General features: G+C 71.3%; 14 protein-coding genes, 1 pseudogene and 1 riboswitch. Of the genes and pseudogenes, 7 read left to right on the forward strand and 8 right to left on the reverse strand.

The genetic code is table 11. The features are described 5' to 3' along the window. Positions 1-51 precede the first annotated feature (51 nt). Positions 52-1,080, reverse strand: a complete 1,029-nt coding sequence (locus CC117_RS09485) for an acyl-CoA dehydrogenase (RefSeq protein ID WP_071083370.1) — start codon at positions 1,078-1,080, stop codon at positions 52-54. A gap of 53 nt (positions 1,081-1,133) precedes the next feature. Then, positions 1,134-2,342: an amidohydrolase family protein gene (locus CC117_RS09490; protein WP_071083457.1), complete on the reverse strand. Its 1,209-nt coding sequence runs from the start codon at positions 2,340-2,342 to the stop codon at positions 1,134-1,136. Between the two features lie 284 nt (positions 2,343-2,626). On the opposite strand from CC117_RS09490, the gene CC117_RS09495 reads away from it, so the two are divergent. Next, the gene (locus CC117_RS09495) at positions 2,627-3,469 is read left to right on the forward strand and encodes an enoyl-CoA hydratase (protein ID WP_071083371.1); all 843 of its coding nucleotides are present in this window, start codon (positions 2,627-2,629) and stop codon (positions 3,467-3,469) included. An 85-nt stretch (positions 3,470-3,554) separates the two neighbouring features. After that, the gene (locus CC117_RS09500; protein WP_321572597.1) at positions 3,555-4,757 is read left to right on the forward strand and encodes a cytochrome P450; all 1,203 of its coding nucleotides are present in this window, start codon (positions 3,555-3,557) and stop codon (positions 4,755-4,757) included. A 25-nt stretch (positions 4,758-4,782) separates the two neighbouring features. Here CC117_RS09500 and CC117_RS09505 read toward each other — a convergent pair whose 3' ends face one another. Continuing rightward, positions 4,783-5,559: a FadR/GntR family transcriptional regulator gene (locus tag CC117_RS09505; protein WP_071083372.1), complete on the reverse strand. Its 777-nt coding sequence runs from the start codon at positions 5,557-5,559 to the stop codon at positions 4,783-4,785. A gap of 120 nt (positions 5,560-5,679) precedes the next feature. Here CC117_RS09505 and CC117_RS09510 point away from each other — a divergent pair. From CC117_RS09510 to CC117_RS09525, 4 genes and pseudogenes are all read left to right on the forward strand, one after another. Continuing rightward, a pseudogene (locus CC117_RS09510) lies at positions 5,680-6,851 on the forward strand (thiolase family protein). A gap of 165 nt (positions 6,852-7,016) precedes the next feature. Beyond that, positions 7,017-8,660: a flavin-containing monooxygenase gene (locus tag CC117_RS09515; RefSeq protein WP_071083459.1), complete on the forward strand. Its 1,644-nt coding sequence runs from the start codon at positions 7,017-7,019 to the stop codon at positions 8,658-8,660. A gap of 10 nt (positions 8,661-8,670) precedes the next feature. Continuing rightward, on the forward strand, positions 8,671-9,456 hold the full coding sequence (locus CC117_RS09520) for an alpha/beta fold hydrolase (protein WP_071083373.1): 786 nt from the start codon (positions 8,671-8,673) through the stop codon (positions 9,454-9,456). A gap of 85 nt (positions 9,457-9,541) precedes the next feature. Next, complete coding sequence (locus CC117_RS09525) at positions 9,542-10,546, forward strand: zinc-dependent alcohol dehydrogenase (protein ID WP_071083374.1); 1,005 nt, start codon at positions 9,542-9,544, stop codon at positions 10,544-10,546. 139 nt (positions 10,547-10,685) lie between these two features. Here CC117_RS09525 and CC117_RS09530 read toward each other — a convergent pair whose 3' ends face one another. From CC117_RS09530 to CC117_RS09545, 4 genes are all read right to left on the reverse strand, one after another. Beyond that, positions 10,686-11,348 carry a class I SAM-dependent methyltransferase gene (locus tag CC117_RS09530; RefSeq protein WP_084131816.1) on the reverse strand — a complete coding sequence of 221 codons (663 nt, stop codon included), beginning with the start codon at positions 11,346-11,348 and terminating at the stop codon, positions 10,686-10,688. Between the two features lie 367 nt (positions 11,349-11,715). Further along, positions 11,716-12,459: a tetratricopeptide repeat protein gene (locus CC117_RS38840; RefSeq protein WP_071083376.1), complete on the reverse strand. Its 744-nt coding sequence runs from the start codon at positions 12,457-12,459 to the stop codon at positions 11,716-11,718. Next, positions 12,353-13,666: an FxSxx-COOH system tetratricopeptide repeat protein gene (fxsT, locus tag CC117_RS09540; RefSeq protein WP_071083377.1), complete on the reverse strand. Its 1,314-nt coding sequence runs from the start codon at positions 13,664-13,666 to the stop codon at positions 12,353-12,355. Before fxsT ends, CC117_RS38840 begins: the two co-directional genes overlap by 107 nt. Positions 13,667-13,941: 275 nt before the next feature. Continuing rightward, on the reverse strand, positions 13,942-14,460 hold the full coding sequence (locus CC117_RS09545) for a DinB family protein (RefSeq protein ID WP_084131818.1): 519 nt from the start codon (positions 14,458-14,460) through the stop codon (positions 13,942-13,944). 274 nt (positions 14,461-14,734) lie between these two features. Then, positions 14,735-14,817, forward strand: a riboswitch (ZMP/ZTP riboswitch). 35 nt (positions 14,818-14,852) lie between these two features. Here CC117_RS09545 and CC117_RS09550 point away from each other — a divergent pair. Continuing rightward, entirely contained in the window at positions 14,853-15,992 is a 1,140-nt protein-coding gene (locus tag CC117_RS09550) for a phosphoribosylaminoimidazolecarboxamide formyltransferase (protein WP_071083378.1), read from the forward strand. A gap of 260 nt (positions 15,993-16,252) precedes the next feature. Here the strand turns inward: CC117_RS09550 and CC117_RS09555 are convergent, their stop codons facing one another. After that, positions 16,253-17,077: a carotenoid biosynthesis protein gene (locus CC117_RS09555; protein WP_198541786.1), complete on the reverse strand. Its 825-nt coding sequence runs from the start codon at positions 17,075-17,077 to the stop codon at positions 16,253-16,255. Positions 17,078-17,206 lie beyond the last annotated feature (129 nt).

Here is a 17,206-nt window from a genome sequence, read left to right on the forward strand (position 1 = left end):
TACCTCTCGCTCAACCGGCCGGCAGGGGACTGAGCCGGCACCGGCGCTCGCTCACGACAGGGCGAGGTCGCCGTCGACCTCGCCGACGTCGCCCCGGACTTTGCCCCCGACCTCCTCACCGACCGCGGCACCGAGCCGGGCGGCGTGCCAGGTGGTGGTGCCGAACCCGTTCTCCAGGACCCAGGCCCGCTTCAGGAAGTAGTGCGGGAGCATGTCCCAGGTGAAGCCCATGCCGCCGAGGACCTGCACGGCTGTGCGGCCGTTGGCGATGCCGGCCTCGCCGGCGAGCAGCTTCGCGGTGTGCGCGGCGCGCTCCGCGTCGCCGGCGCGTGGGTCGGCCGCGGTCGCGGCGGCGGCGTAGGTCGCCGACCGCGCGAGCTCCACCCGCACGTACATGTCGGCGAGCAGGTGCTTGACAGCCTGGAACGAGCCGATGGGGACGCCGAACTGCACCCGTTCGAGCGCGTGGCGCCGGGCGGTGTCGAGCGCGCCCTGGGCGACGCCGACCAGCAGCGCGGCGCTGAGGATCTCACCCGAGCGCCGCAGCCGTCGGGCGTCCGCCACTCCGCCGACCACCCGGCCTGCGGGGACGTACGGGAACACGACGACGGGTGTCAGCGGGTCGAGGGGTGCGCCCTCCACGGGTGGCGGGAGCTCGGCGCGCGGGCACACCTCCAGCCGGTCGTCGCGCAGCACCAGGAGCACGTCGCACTCGGCGGCGTGCTCGACGACCACGGGGCCGGTGGTCCCGTCGGTCAGCTCGACGCCGGCGACCCGGACCTTCCCGTCGGCGGCGCCGGGGACGAACGGCGCGGCGAGGGTCGACCACAGCACCGGCCCACCGGCGAGGTGCTCGCCGAACTGCTCGAACGCGAGGGCGGCCTCGACGATGCCGATGCCGGCGGCAGCCCCGTCGGCGAGGACGCCCAGCACACCGAGCTCGGCGAGCGCCGTCCACAGGCCGGGCTCGCTGGGGCTGCCGTCACGGGCCGCGATGTCACCGAGACCGAACCTGTCGGCGCAGAACGCCCGGACGGCGTCGCGCATCGCCAGCTGGTCCTCGTCGAGGCGGAACTGCATGGAACGCCATCACCTGCCGTCGGCCGCCGGGGAACGTCGGAGTTGTCACACCGTCACACGGTCGCGCCGGCGGGGGCCGGACGCGGGAGATCGAGGAGTTCGAACATGTTGGTCGACATGACCCGCTCGATGTCGGCAGGCGGGAGGCCCGTGAGCTGCCGGGTGAAGGAGAGCGGCTCGGCGAGGCCCTCGGGGTGCGGATAGTCGGAGCCGAAACAGACGCGGTCAGGGCCCATGAGGGAGATCAGGCCCTCGAGGGAATCCTCCCAGAACGGGTTGATCCAGATGTTGCGCCGGAGGACGTCGAGCGGGTGCGTGGGGAACTCTCCGGGCATCTTCTTCCACGCGAGCTCGAGGTTGCGGGCGAGGACGCCGACCCAGCTGCCGCCGTTCTCGACACTGATGAGCCGTACCCGGGGGAAGCGGTCGAGCATGCCATGGCAGATGGCGGAGGCGAGCGTGTCCTGAATGGTGCGGCCGCCGTCGGCGACGTAGGCGAAGGTTCTGGGGCGGAACGCGACGTACTCTCCGCTGCTCCCTTCCCAGGTGTTGAGGTAGTCCTGGTAGCCGCTGTCGGAGGCGTGCAGCGCGACGAGGACGCCGGCCTCCTGGACACGGGCCCAGAACGGGTCGAACTCGGGGAGGAAGGGCGAGCGGGGGCCGCGCAGGCCGGCCACGGGGGCGGGCCGCACGAGGATGGCGCGGGCGCCACGCCGCAGGACCCGGTCGAGCTCGGCGATGCCGCCGTCCACGTCGCAGGGCGAGACGATCGGTGTCGTGATGATGCGGTCGGCGTGGTTGTAGCCCCAGTCGTCGTGGAGCCATTCGTTGAAGGCGCGGATGGCCACCTGGGTCAGCGCCGGGTCGTCGCGTAACCGTTCCTCGACGAGGCTGGCGAGGGTCGGGAACAGCAGGCAGGCGTGCACGCCCTGCTCGTCGAGGACCGCCAGCCGGGCCTTCGGCTCCCGGAAGGCGGGAATGCTGCGCATCGGCTTCCCGGTGAGCTCGCGCAGCGACTTCCCCTCCGGGTTGTCGCCCGCGTAGAAGGCCATGTGGGCGCCCGGGCGGGCGACGACCTCGAAGGTCGGGTTCGGGATGAACTCGGTGAGGAGGTTGCGGACGACGAGCTTCTTCCGGCCGTTCAGCTCGACGAAGCGGAACAGGTCCCGATGCTGTGCCGGGAGGTGCCGGGTGAACGCGTCCTGCGTCTCGTAGAGGTGGTGGTCGGCGTCGAACACCGGGAAGTCGAGGGTCGGGGCCATGATCGAGCCTGTCACTCTCTGTCGGGGCCGGTGGCAGCGCGTGGGATCCAAAATATCTAGATAATGAAGGTACGGCTGCGTGGTCGGGTGGCGCAACCCCGCGGGCGCGGGCCCCGGAACCTCGTCGTCGGTCCTGTGGGTGGGGGAGTGGTGGTGCCGCTGGCCATGTCGTGGCATCACCAATAACATCTAGATATATTTGGTTGACGCGAGATGTGGCCCCGGGGTGGCCGGGCCGCACCGGGGCCGCCGACCAGGCCCGGAGCCGAGTGAGGAGCGCGTTCGTGAGCGAGAGCTTCATCGAGTACGAGGCGGCCGAGCGGATCGCGACGATCACGCTCAACCGGCCGCAGGCGGCGAACGCACAGACGCTCGAGCTGCTCGACGAGCTCGACGAGGCCTGGCGGCGGGCGGCCGAGGACCCGGACGTCCGAGTGATCATCCTGCAGGCCAACGGCCGGCACTTCTCCGCCGGGCACGACATCAGAAGCGTCGGCCCCGCCGACGGTGCGGCTGACGGCGCGCCCGGCGGGGGCGGCGGGAACGGCCGGCCGCCGAGCTGGACCCTCGCCGGGATCTACGAGATCGAGGCGAGGCGGTTCCTGGAGTACTCGCTGCGCTGGCGCAACGTGCCGAAGCCGTCCATCGCCGCGGTACAGGGCGTGTGCATCTCGGGTGGCCTGCTGCTGTGCTGGCCGTGTGACCTGATCCTCGCGGCGGACAACGCGACCTTCTCCGACCCGGTGGTCAACATGGGCATCGGCGGGGTCGAGTACCACGGCCACACCTGGGAGCTGGGCGCCCGCAAGGCCAAGGAACTGCTGTTCACCGGCCGGAAGATGGACGCCCACGAGGCCGAACGGGCCGGGATGGTCAACCGTGTGGTACCGCTCGACGAACTGCGCCCGGCCACCCGGGAACTCGCCGGGCAGATCGCCCGGATGCACCCGTTCGCGCTGCGGCAGGCGAAGCGGGCGGTCAACCAGACCCTTGACGTGCAGGGCTTCTACGCGGCCGTGCAGTCCGTGTTCGACATCCACCAGACCGGCCACGGCCATGCGCTCAGCGAGTCCGGGCTGCCGGTTCTCATGCTGCTGGACGAGATGAAGGCCCGGATCGACAAGTAGTCGATCATGCGGGCGGTCCAGGCGTGATCCTGGTGCGGGCCCTCGGACAACGCGTCCTCGCGACCTCCTGGAAGGTGAGCGGCTCGTGACCATCGAGACGGCGTCCCCGATCTACTACGACCCGTTGGACATCGAGATCGACCGGACGGTGCACGACACATGGCGGCGCATGCGGGAGGAACGGCCGGTCTACTGGAACGAGCGGTTTCGCTTCTTCGCGCTGAGCCGGTTCGAGGACGTCTGGAACGGCTACCACGACACGGACACGTTCAGCTCCTCACACGGCGTCCAGCTCGAGACGCTGGACGCGCCGACCGAGTTCCCGTCCGTGATCTTCATGGACCCGCCCGAGCACGACGTCATGCGCAAGCTGGTCAGCCGGGCGTTCACGCCGCGCCGGATCGCCGACCTCCGGGCGCACATCGAGACGCTCGTCGGCCACTACCTCGACCCGTTCGTCGGAGCCTCGGGATTCGACTACGTCGAACAGTTCGGCGCGCTGCTGCCGCCGATGGTCATCGGCCACATGCTCGGCCTGCCCGAGGACGAGCGGGACCTGGTCCGTCGCTGGTTCGACGAGATGCTGCACCGGGAGGCCGGCCAGACCGAGCAGATGAACCCCACCGCGCTCAACGCCTCGATCAGCATCCACGGGTACGCCATGGCGCTGATCGCCGAGCGCAGGAGACGGCCCGGCGACGACATGATCAGCGCACTGGTCGGCGCCGAGATCGAGGACGGCGGCGTCACGCGCCGGCTCACCGACCACGAGGTCGCGCTGTTTGTGGTCCTGCTGGCCGGCGCGGGCGTGGAGACCGTCGCGCGGCTGCTCAGCTGGACGGCGGTCATTCTGGCCCGCCATCCCGACCAGCGCCGGCTGCTCGTCGACGATCCCTCGCTCGTCGCGAACGCGGTCGAGGAGGTGCTCCGCTACGAGGCGCCGTCCCCGGTCAACGGGCGCTGGACCCGGCGGGACTTCTCCGCGCACGGCGTCGACATCCCGGCGGGTTCCAAGGTGCTGTTACTCAACGGCAGCGCGAACCGGGACCCACGCGAGTTCACCGACCCGGACTCCTTCGACGTGCGGCRCACCATCCAGCGGCACATCACCTTCGGATTCGGAGCGCACTACTGCCTGGGTGCCGCCCTCGCCCGCATGGAGGGGCAGGTGGCGCTGGCCGGCACGCTCGTCAGGTTCCCGCACTGGGAGATCGACGAGCAGGCGCTGGTTCCGGTCCAGACCAGCACCGTGCGTGGCTTCTCCGCCGTCCCGATCCACGTCGGCTGACGAGTCCGGCGACCGGGACCGGCAGTCAGTAGTCGTGTCGCATCAGATCGATCCCGGTCTTCGTGTGCTGGGCGAGCATCACCCGCCCGACCACCGTCAGGTGCTCCGCCCAGTGCCGCTCGGCCGCCGCCGCCTCACCCGCCTCGATGAGCGCCGCGAGCCGGGCCTGGGAGCGCAGGCCGCGCATCCGGGTGGCCTCGGTGTCCCGTGCCGGGTCCGGCTGGCTGACCGCGGTGACGGCCCGGGCGAGGACCTCGCTGAGCATCTCGGCGACGATGCTCAGGGTCTGGTTGCCGGCCAGCTCGACGAGGCGGGCGTGGAAGCGTGCGTTGGCGCGCCCGAACGCCTCCGGGTCCTCGATGGCCTCCAGCTGGTCGGCGCTGAGCCGGCGCAGCTCGGCGGCCGCGGATCTGCGGGCGCGCGAGACAGCCACCAGCCGGACGGCCACCGGCTCGATCATGCTGCGGGCGTTGTGGACGTCCGTGAGGGGCACGCCGCGCGCCTGGAGCAGGAGCGCGGCCGTGCGTGCGGTCATCCGCTCGTCCGGCCGGTGCACGACAACCCCGCCCAGCGCCCCCCGCCGGACCGAGATCAGACCCTCCGCCTCGAGGATGCGCAGCGCCTCCCGCAGCGACGGGCGGGAGACACCGAACCGCTCGACCAGATCGGGCTCGCGGCCGAGCGACTCACCCTCGGTCAGGTCTCCCCGGACGATGAGCTGACGGATCTCGTCGGCGATCTGCTGCGGCTTCTCCCGGACGGTGCGCCGAGCCCCGTCCCGTGTATCTCCTGGCCCGACCACAGCTCGATTCTATATCTATAGATATTTTGGTAGAAGTGCCTGTCGCGGTCCGTCGGACCTGACGACGTCACCCGGCGCCCCGGCGAGCCCGGCGCGCACCGTGTCTCGGAGGACACCACCATGATCGATGCCGTCGTCGTCTCGACCGCCCGCACGCCCATCGGCCGGGCCGCAAGGGGACCCTCGTCGGACTGGACGCGTTCGCACTCGCCGAGGCCGTGGTGCCCGCCGCCCTGGAACGCAGCGGTGTGCCGGCGCGCGACGTCGACAACCTCGTGCTCGCGGAGGCGTACCAGGGCGGTGGGGTCATCGCCCGCAACGTCGCCGTGCGGCTCGGCCTGGACGACATCGCCGGGGTCGCGACCAACCAGCACTGCGCCGGCGGACTGAGCGCCGTCGCGATCGCCGCGGGCAGCATCCGCGCCGGCATGGACCGGGTCGTCATCGCCGGCGGCACGGAGAGCCTGAGCAACAACGCGATGGCCAGCACCCGGAAGGGGCCGGACGGGCAGCCGGTGACCTGGGTGTCGGCCTCGCACCCGGAGACACCGGCCGCCCCCGCCTTCGACATGGCGATCACGGTCGGCGAGAACACCGCCCGCGAGCTGGGTCTCACCCGGCTCGACGTCGACGGGTGGGCCGCCTACAGCCACGCCCAGGCGATCGCCTCGATCGACGGGGGCTACTTCGTCGACCAGATCGTGCCGGTCCGGGTGACCCGGGCGGACGGCACCACCACGGTGTTCGACACCGACGAGTTCCCCCGGCGCGGCACCACCGTCGAGCGGCTCGCCCAGCTGCCGTTGCTGCACCCCGAGCTGCCGGACGCGACCGTGACCGCCGGGAACGCGGCCGGTCTGAACGACGCGGCGGCCGCGGTCACGCTGGCCAGCGGTGAGTACGCGGCCGCGCACGGCCTCGCCCCCCTGGCGCGGATCCGGTCGTGGGCGTCGGTCGGGGTCGCTCCCGCGCTGACCGGGCTCGGACCGTCGCTGGCCATCCCGAAGGCGCTCGACCGGGCCGGGCTCACCCTCGCCGACATCGACCTCTTCGAGGTCAACGAGGCGTTCTGCTCGGTGCCGGTCGCCACCATCCGCAAGCTCGGGATCAGCCCCGAGACGGTGAACGTGAACGGCAGCGGGGCGAGCCTCGRCCACCCGATCGCGGCCACCGGTGCGCGCATGGTCGTGACGATGGTGCACGAGCTGCGGCGGCGCGGGAACGCGCTCGGCGTCGTGTCGATGTGCGCGGGTGGCGGCATGGGCGCGGCGATGGTCGTCGAGGTGCTCTGAGCCCGCGATCCGCGATCCGCGGCCTGCGGCCCGCGGCGCGTCTTCCGTGATCGGCCCTTGACGCCTCGGTGGTAGCCTGAAATATCTATATCTATTGGGACGCATCAGGGGGCCGGTGAGGGTGTGGCAGTGAGTGACAGGACGACGACCGAGGTGCGGGCTCCCCTGTCGGGGAGTGCCGAAGCCCGGCGGTACGACGCCATCGTGGTGGGTGCGGGCCTGTCCGGGCTGTACTCGCTCCACCGGCTCCGCGAGCAGGGGCTGCGGGTACTGGTCCTCGAGGCGGCCGACAACGTCGGTGGGACCTGGCTGTTCAACCGCTACCCGGGCGCCCGCTGCGACATCGAGAGCGTCGAGTACTCCTACAGCTTCTCCGCCGAGCTCCAGCAGGAGTGGAGCTGGGCGGAGCTGCTGCCCGGGCAGCCGGAGATCGAGGCCTACCTGAACTTCGTCGCCGACCGCCTCGACCTGCGCCGCGACATCCGGTTCGACACCAGGGTCGTCGCGATGGCGTTCGACGAGGAGGACGCCTCGTGGCTGGTGGAGACCGCCGGCGGCGAGCTGTTCGTCGCACCCTTCGTCGTCGCCGCGACCGGGATCCTCTCGGCCCCGCTCGATCCCGGCATCCCGGGGCTCGACACCTTCGACGGCACCGTGCTGTTCAGCAACCGCTTCCCACGGGAGGGCTTCGACCTCACCGGGAAGCGGGTGGCCGTCGTCGGCACCGGCTCGACCGGGGTGCAGGCCATCCCTGTGGTCGCCGAGCAGGCCGAGCACCTGTACGTGTTCCAGCGGTCGGCCGCCTACACGCTGCCCTCGCCCGCGCGCCCGTACGAGCCGGGTGAGTTCGAGGGCCTGCGGTCCCGGTACGACGAGATCCGGGCGGCGCAGCGGGTAGCGCACGTGGGGGCCGCGCGGACCAGCGCGTTCTCGGTGCTGGTCGACATGGCGGGCTTCCCGGCCCTGCGGACGGCGTCGCGCGAGGAGCGGCTGCGCGCCGTCGAGGAGCGCGGCGTCCTCGGCGCGCTGTACTGGAGCGACGTCCTCGTCGACCCCGAGGCCGGCCGGCTGGCGACGGCGCTGTACGGCGAGGCCGTCGCGCGCATCGTGCGGGACCCGCGGACCGCGGCGTCACTGGTGCCCACGTACCCGTTCGGCTGCAAGCGCCCGATCATCGACGTGGGCTACTACGAGACGTTCAACCGCGACAACGTGACGCTGGTCGACCTCCGTGCCGGCGCGATCGAGGAGATCACCCCCACCGGGATCCGTACCGCGCAGGGCTCCTACGACCTCGACGTCATCCTGTTCGCGACCGGGTTCGACGCGCTCACCGGCGCACTGTCACGCATCGACGTCCGAGGTCGGGGCGGTGCGCTGCTGGGGGACCTCTGGCGGGACGAGGGGCCCGTCTCCTACCTCGGCCTGCAGGTGGCCGGGTTCCCCAACCTGTTCACGATCCAGGGCCCGGGCAGCCCGTCGGCGGCGTCGAACTTCCTCGCCGCGATGGAACACCACGTCGAGTGGATCGCGAACTGCGTGGCCTACCTGCGGGACGGCGGCGGGAGCACGATCGAGGCGCTGCCCTCGGCGCAGGCGGAGTGGATCGACGAGGTCCTCTCGTTCGTCACCGGCAGCGTGCTGGTCCACCCGGACTGCAACTCCTGGTGGAACGGCGCCAACGTGCCCGGCAAGAAACGCATGTACACCACGTACGTGGGCGGCCTCCCCGAGTACCGGCGGCGCTGTGACGAGATCGCGGCCGGCGGCGACACCGGCGTCCGCTACTCCGGCTTCAAGATCTCCTGAGGGGAGTCCGGTGCCCTTCGCCGAGCTCGGTGACGTCCGGCTGTTCTACACCGACGAGGGCAGCGGCGACCGGCCGCTGCTGCTCGTCCACGGCTACACCGCCGACTCCCACGACTGGAGCTGGCAGCTCCCGCACCTCGTCGCCGACCACCGGGTGATCGCGGTCGACCTGCGCGGCCATGGCCGGTCCAGCGCACCGGCCGACGGCTACACGACGGCGCAGTTCGCCGCCGACCTGGCCGGCCTGCTCGACCACCTGGAGATCGAACGGGTCGTCGCGGTCGGGCACTCGATGGGAGGCAGCGTGGCCAGCGCCCTGGCCGTCGAGTACCCGGACCGGGTCGCCGCCGTCGTCGCCGTCGATCCCGCCTACCTGCTCCCGGACGAGACGGCCGGCGCGGTCGGGCCGCTGCTCGACGCACTCGCAGACACCGACCCGGTGCCGTTCGTCCAGCAGCTGGTGGGAGGCATGGACTCCCCGGCGCGGCTGCCGGCCCTGCGGACGTGGCAGGTACGCCGGATCGCCGGGATGGCCGCGCACGTGCTGCGGCAGTCCCTGGCGGCGCAGGTGACCGGGATGGCCCTGCGCTCGTGCAGCGAGCCATATCTGCTCCGGCGGAGCTGCCCGGTGCTGACCTTCTACGCCGACCCGGCGCGGGCCGCGGTCGAGCAGGCCGTCTTCACCGACCCCCAGTCACGGGTGGTGACCTGGGAGGGCGCCGGCCACTGGCTGCACCAGGAACGCCCGGCCGAGTTCAACACGCTCCTCACCGGCTGGCTGGCGTCGCTCGCCTGACCCGGGCGAGACGCCAGCCAGCCGGTCACGGCCACCGGAGAAGAATCGGGCGACCGCGGTGCGGTCGCGACACGGCGGAGGTGCGATGCGCGCGGCGGTGGTCGTCCCTGGCGGGCAGTACGAGATCACGGAGGTGGCGGACCCGTCACCAGGGCCGGGTGAGCTCCTTCTCCGGGTGACGGCCTGCGGCTTCTGCGGCTCGGACCTCAAGGCGCGTGACGCCATGCCCGCGGGCACGATCATGGGGCACGAGTTCGCCGGGGAGATCGTCGGAATCGGTACGGACGTCAGTGCGGGAGCCGGGGCGGACATGGCGGGGTGGCGCGTGGGCACGCACGTCGCGGTGCTGCCGGCGCTGTCCTGCGGCCGGTGCGAGTGGTGCGCCACCGGCCACGTCATCCACTGCCCGCGGGTGCGGCTGGTCGGCCTCGGGGGGACCGCGGGGGCCTTCGCCGAGCTGGCCGTCGTGACCGCGGCCGCGGCGTTCCCGCTCCCGCCGGAGATCGACCCGCGCCACGGTGCGCTCGTCGAGCCGTTCGCGGTGGGCCTGCACTGCGTCCGGACGGGACGGCTCGAACCGGGCGAGGACGTGCTCGTGGTCGGCTCCGGCGCGGTCGGGCTCACCACCATCGCCTGGGCGCGGGCACGCGGGGCCGGCCGGATCACCGCCGTCGACCCCGCCGCCATCCGCCGCGCGGCCGCGGAGTCGTTCGGGGCGACCGACGTCCTCACCTCCGTCGACCAGGCCGAGGCGGGCGCCTACCACCTGGTGGTCGAGTGCGCGGGTCGGGCCGGGCTCCTCGACGCCTGCGTCACCGCGGCCCGGCCGCGGGGCCGGATCGTCCTGGCCGGAGTCACCATCGAGGCGACCCCGTTCCAGTCGTGGGCGGCCCTCATGAAGGAGGTGTCGGTCGGCTTCGCGGTCTACTACACGCCGGAGGAGTTCCGGACCGTCGTCGCCGCCTTCGGCAGCGGTCTGATCGACCCGGCGCCGCTGCTGGCCCGGCGGGTCGAACTCGCCCAGGTCAACGAGGCCTTCGACGCCCTAGCCCGGACCGCGGCCAGCGCCAAGATCCTCGTCGAACCCTGACCCCCGCGCTCGCCCTGCCCCGGGCTATCTCCGGGTGGAAGATGCGCCGTGGGAGCCGGACACCTCGATCACTCCGATCACCTTGATCACTTCGATCGCGAAGCTGCCCGGGATGGACCGGTCCCGCCGGCGTGGGCGGTCAGGCAGCGACGGCCCTCACCTGCAGCCAGGTCATACGCCGCGGCTCCTTCTGCACGGTACGAAGCGCAAAGCCGGCCTGCGCGATGAGATTCAGCAGCTCGTCACGGTCGTGGTGCACGAACCAGCGTCGGAGCGGGACCGACGGCGGATAGTCGCTCCGACAGGGGGCGGCTTCCCAGCCCTCGCGGTCGCCGAGAGAGGTGGACAGACTCAACACCCCGCCGTCGCGCAGCAGTGATCGCCAGGCGCGCAGCGTGCCGGCGACCTCGGGGCGAGGAACGTGCAGCAGCGCGGCGCTGGACCACAGGCCGTGAAAGACCGCGGGTCTCAGAGGTGGGCGGCGGATATCGCCGGTGACCGTGCGGCCACCGGCGGCCTGCGCCAACCGAAGCATCTGTTCGGACAGGTCGACGCCGACCGCAGCCACCCCGGCATGGGTGAAGACCGCGAGGTCACGGCCTGGACCGCAACCGAGATCCGCGACCAACCCCGCGGCTGGCAGCAGGCCGAGAAAACCTGATCTCCACACGGCCAGCCCGTCCGAGACCTCTGCGTTGCGGGCTGCATAGTCACGGGCGAGGCGGTCGTAAGTGCTCGTCGTCGCTACGGCGGGGTCACGGTCATCACCGCCTGCAACACATGGGACTGGAACGGCAGACATGGTCTCCCATCCATCTCATGGGGGCTGAACGGCAGAGACTGGTCGCCGAGGTGATCAGGAGCAGGTCAACGTGGATGTGGGAGGGGACGGACTGGCGGCTTGAGCTCGACTCCGAGAAGGCGCGACCCACCGTGTGCACAGATCAAGACACCGCCGTAGATGTCTTCGGACATCGGCATCGGTCCTGGTTTCGCTCACCGCCGGATCGTCCTGCAAAGGGTCCCGAAACCGCCCGCGTGACACGGGGTTTCGGGACTAGTTTGTGGGACGGTTTTCGGCCCTCTCAGCCCTGTGTTGATCTTCTTCGTTGTCCGTCCCGGAAGTGACCGTTTAAGGGATGATCGTTTCGGTAGGTGGTCGCAGGTAGTCAGGGCGCTTCGCTGTCGGGGAGCGACTCCAGCACCTGTGCTGTCCTGCGGGTGTCGGGGTGGTCGTCGCCGAGCAGCGTTTGGCGGCGGGTCAACGTGTCCTCGAGCAGGTTCTGTGCCTGCGTGATCTCGCCCATGGCGGCCAGGTCCACGGCGAGGTTATGGGCGGTGTCCAGGGTGTCAGGGTGGTCGTCGCCGAGGACCCGCCGGTAGCGGGCCAACGTGTCCTCGTCGAGCTGTCGGGCGGYCTGGTGCTCCCCCAGCGCGGACAGCCGGACGGCGAGGTTGCCCGCGGAGCTCAGGGTGTCGGGGTGGTCGTCGCCGAGGACGCGGCGGCTCCGAGCCAACGTGTCCTCGTCCAACTGCCGGGCCGCCTGGTGGTGTCCCAGGATGTCGTGAGTGATGGCGAGGGTGTAGGCGGCGCTGAGGGCGGTGGGGTGGTCGGGGCCGTGGTGGTGGAGGGCGTCGTGGTGCAGGCGCAGGGCGAGGGTGTGCGCGGCGGTGTAGTCACCGCGGGCGTAGAGCTGGTAGCAGAACTGGCCGGTGGCGGCGCGGAGGTGGTGGGGGTCGTCGGGGCCGGTCAGGTGGCTATAGGCGTGYAGGAGGTGGGGGCCGAGGGCGGCCCAGGCCGGCCAGCTACGAGGGTCGTCCGCGCTGTGGGTGGGGGTGGCGGCGGTGAGGAGGCGGGTGGTGGTGTCGGTGAGGGTGCGGTGTTCGTCGTCGGTGAGCTGGCCGGCGATCACGGCCTGGACGAGACGGTGCACGGTGATCGTGGTCTCGCCGCGGCGTAGCAGCGAGTAGTCCGCGGCCGCGGCGACCGCTTCCCGCACGTCCTGACCGGCCGCGGGCGGGCGCTGCCGCCACGGCCACCACCCACGGCGCCGCCGGCGGGGTGGGTGGTGGGGGCAGGGTGGGAAACAGGGCCAGCGGGATGGGGTCGGAGGCGAGGAGGGCGCAGGCCTGGAGCAGCCAGACCGCGGCGGGTGCGTCGGTGTGCAGCCGTTGCAGGGAGATCGACCAGCAGGTGTCGAGGCGGCCGGCGTAGAGCGGGGGGTCACCGGTGGCCAGGTAGGCGCCGCGGCGGGCCCGGAACTGGGTGAGGTAGTCCCGCGGGTCGGTGCGGGTGCGGGCCAGGTAGGCCCCGGCCTGGGCGAGAGCCAGCGGGAGGTCTCCGAGTTCGTCGGCGAGGGCGCCGGCGGTGGCCGGGTCCAGGCCGGGGAGCTGGCGGGTGAGCAGGGCAATCGACTCGGCCCGGGGGAGCAGGTCGACGTCGATGGTGGCGGCCAGATGCTCCCAGGCCGGGTTCCGGGAAGTGATCAGGACATGGCCGGGGCCGGTGGGCAGCCAGGGCGCCAGCGCGGTGGGGTGTTCGGCGTTGTCGAACACCACCAGCCACCCCGACCGGCGGGCGAGCGCGGCCAGCACCCCGGAGGCGGTCTCGACAACCGGGCCGGGGGGCAGGCCCAGCGGCCCGGCCAACGCGGCGATCTTCTCGGCGAGCAGCGTGGTCTGTTCGGCGTCGACCCACCAGATCAGCGGGTAGTCACCGGCGTGGCGGTGGGCGTACTCGAGCGCGAGCTGGGTTTTACCGACCCCGCCCATCCCGTGCAGGGCGGCGACCGCGACCGGCCCGGCCTGCAGCTGGCGGTGGATCTCGTCGAGCTGCCCGGCCCGGCCGGTGAACAGCCGGTTGCGTGCCGGCAGCGCCCCGACCGGTGTGCTGTCTCCCTGCCGCGGCGGGGCCGGGTCCGGCCCGGTGGGGGCTGGCGCCTGGCCGGGGAACACCAGCGGCGCCCCGTACGCCAGCAGCGCCACCGTCAACACCGGTGTGATCACGGTGAGCATCGTGCCGGCCGGTTCCCAGTCGTACCGGCGTACCAGCACCACCGTCACCACCAGCGTGACCAGCGTGACCCCTGCCGGCACCAGATGCCGCCGCACCGCCCCCATCACCCCCCATCATCGGCCACCCGGGCACACCAGCCCGTTACCGACCGCACCCCCGCCCCGGGACCGGCCGTTCACTCGACACCGGGAACCGCTCCACACCCAAGATAATCAACGATGTTGACACCTCCCTTCCCCACATTCGATCTTGATGTGGTGTAACCGGCCCTGGTAGATGGCCGGGTTCCAGCCGCGTTTCCTGGCAGGGGTACGAGCTGGCTCGGTCCAGGGGCGGGGGCGATCTACGTAGCCAGGGCGGGGAAGCGACGGGCCGTCTGCTACCCGAGTACGCCGGTCGCTCCGTCGGTGAGCTCGCGCACGATGTCGGCGTGGCCGGTGTGGCGGGCTGTCTCCTCGATCATGTGGATGTAGATCCACCGCAGTGACACCTGAGGCAGGTCGGGGCGGGCGACGATGTCGTCGAGCGTGTACCCGGCCGCGGCCTTTCGGGAGGCTGCGCACGCCTGGTCGTACTCCGCCAGCAGCGAGTCGATGGTGTCGGTGCTGGCAAGCACCCAGCTGGTGTCTTCCTGGCCGTGCGGGAGCGCGTCGGGGTTGTCGTCGGTCAGCCGACCGAACCAGTTCCGCTCCACCACGGTCAGGTGTTTGACGAGGCCGGCGAGGGTGGTGAGTGAGGGCAGCAGCCTGCGTCCGGCATCCCGGTTACTGACACCGCGCACCTTGTGGACGAGTACATCCCGGTAGAAGTCGAGGAACGCTTCAAGGGTCTCGCGTTCGCTGGCGGTGCTGGCCTGCATGACCCGCAGTGCCGGCGGGCGTGGCGGTGGCGGCTGCATGCCGGCAACCGTAGCGCGCTACGAAGGCACAGACTGAGAGTGATCAAGTCTGCTGTTCGAGGCTGTCGGGCATGCGGGGCAGGAAGCCGCCAGACCCCCCATCGGTCGGTGGGGTCTGGCGGGTCTCGCTGTGCCGGCGGGTGTGGTAGTCGCGCACGATCCAGCCGGCCAGCGCGGTGTCGAGTTCGGCCAGGCGTAGCCGGGCCCGTTCCGGGCGGGCGGCCAGGCTGGGCGGGGCGTAGCCGTTTCAACCGTTGGCGGGTGCTGCTATGTTGCGGCGGGCCGCTACTGGCGCGGGTGGGTTACCACCGGGGAACGGCCGTACCACCGTCGATGCCGACCGCCTGGGCCTGCGACGCGCAGATCTCCGGTGCGCGACGTGAGGACACTCGATGGACCTGCGGTACGGCATGAACCCCCACCAGCAGCCGGCAACAGTCGACCCGGTCGACGGCGCAGCCCCGCCGGTGCGGGTCCTGCACGGCCAACCCTCCTACATCAACATGCTGGACGCGCTGGGCGCCTGGCAGCTTGTCCGGGAAGCTGCCGAAGCCCTGGGTCGGCCCGCCGCAGCATCCTTCAAACATCTGTCTCCCGCCGGGGCTGCACTCGCCGGTCCGCTCGACGTGACGATGACTCAGACCTATGGGCTCGGCTCCTCCCAAGCGGGCGCGTTGACCAGTGCTTATGCACGGGCGCGGGACACCGATCCGAAGAGTTCCTACGGGGACTTCGCCGCGGTCTCCGCGCCGGTCGACGCGGAACTGGCGCTGCTGCTGCGCCGGCTGGTCTRCGACGGAATCATCGCCCCGGGCTACGAACCCGGCACGGTGGCAACCCTGGCGGCGAAGAAGAACGGCACGTTCCTGATCCTGGAAGCCGACCCGTCCTACCAGCCACCCGCCCGGGAAACCCGCGAGGTGCATGGCATGCGTTTCGTCCAGCCCTGGGACAACACGGTGCCGAACCGGCGGACCCTGGCAGACGTCCAGGTCGGCACCATCCCCGACCGCGCCCTCGACGATCTGCTGCTCGGCCTTCTCGTGGTGCGCCACACCCAGTCGAACTCGGTTGCCTACGTCCGCGACGGGATGACACTCGGCGTCGGCGCAGGCCAGCAATCCCGCGTCGACTGCACCCGCCTCGCCGGCGCGAAAACCGACACCTGGTGGCTGCGCCGCCACCCCCGCGTTCACGCGTTGCACACCACCCAGAATCGGAAGATCCAGGACAGGGTCAACGACCAGATCGACTACCTCGACCCCGACCGCCCCACCGGCCCCGCCGGACCGGGAGGCACCCGACCCCTGACCAGCACCGAACGAGCCGAGTGGCTACGCCAGCTCGATCAGGTCAGCCTCGCCTCTGATGGCGCTCTCCCGTTCCGAGACAACATCGATCACGCCCGCCGCCACGGCGTGCGCTACATCGCCGAACCAGGCGGATCCATACGGTCAGCGGACATCATCGCCGCCTGCCATGACCAGGGGATCGCCCTCGTCCACACCGGACTACGCCTGTTCCGGCACTGAGACCACCCCACACTCGAAACCGCCCACCACGAGGCAACCCGACCCTGCCACCAAGCGCGGCCGGAACCCCGCCATCTACCGGGGCCGGTCACAATGTGGGGAGGGGAGGTGCACGGCTCAGGCCCGGGATCCTGGCGAGTCACCGGGCGTCAGTGTTCGGGGTGCTACTRCTGGCACTGGCCTCCCGGCCTGGCGGACCGGCATGCGCCCGTACCCGGGCGGGGGAGTCAGCGGCCGCCCCACCTGCAAGACAGGTACGTTCACGGTGGTTGCTGAGAGGCCTTCTCCGCCGGTTCATCGGCGCCCGGCTGGGGCCAGGCATGCGAACCGGCGATGACGGCGGTGACGAGCATCGTCAGGATGGCCGCGGTGGCCGAGGCCTCGTAGACGTCCGCGACGGCGAACGTGTGGCCACCTCGTTCGACGGTGGTGTCGGGAGCGCTGGCGAAGTCGGTGAGGTACTGGACGGGAATGAGTGCCCAGATGGCGCACGGCCACAGCCGGTATTCGCGTCGCGCCGTCGCTGCTACTGCCCCCGCTGCCGTTGGCGGGGTGAAGCGGTCGGCTACGAGTGCGAACAGCTGGAAGACGGCCCAGCCGGTGAGCAGCCAGCCGAGGAAGTTCGACAGCGGAACTCCCATGAAGCCGCTCGGGTCCCGGTAGGTGTACAGATCACGGACGGTCGACCCGATCGCGTCATAGCCGAAGTCCCAGCCGGCGAGGATGAACGCGGCCACGACAGGGGTGACGACGCGGTGCGCGCGGGATCCGGCCTGCGACCCGGCCCGGGTGATGAGTCCCGCGAGACTCCAGGCGAGCCATCCGTAGACGACATAGCCCAGTGGGACGACGACGGGAACGTCGAAGAGCCGCGGACCCTCGGTGTGGTGAACGTAGTAGCCGAACGGAAAGCCGACGGCGATGCTCGTGGCCTCGAACGCGAGGGCGACAATGTAGCTCGTCGCGACGTAGACCGCGAAGCCCCGCCAGCCGACGGCGAGCGATGCGTGGACGACGACGAAACCCAGCAGGGCGAACAGCCCGAGGGCGTCCAGGGTGGTGGAGGGCGTCGGGACCGCCGGCACCCACGACACCACGGAAACGACCACCCAGAAGCCCGCGAGAACCCAGCAGAGAACGTAGCGGGCCGATGTACCGGCCCGCCCTTCGTCGGCGCCGCACCCCCGGTCCGGATGCGTTCTCACCGCTGTGCC

The sequence above is a fragment of the Parafrankia colletiae genome (assembly GCF_001854655.1).
Classification (GTDB): Bacteria; Actinomycetota; Actinomycetes; order Frankiales; family Frankiaceae; genus Parafrankia; species Parafrankia colletiae.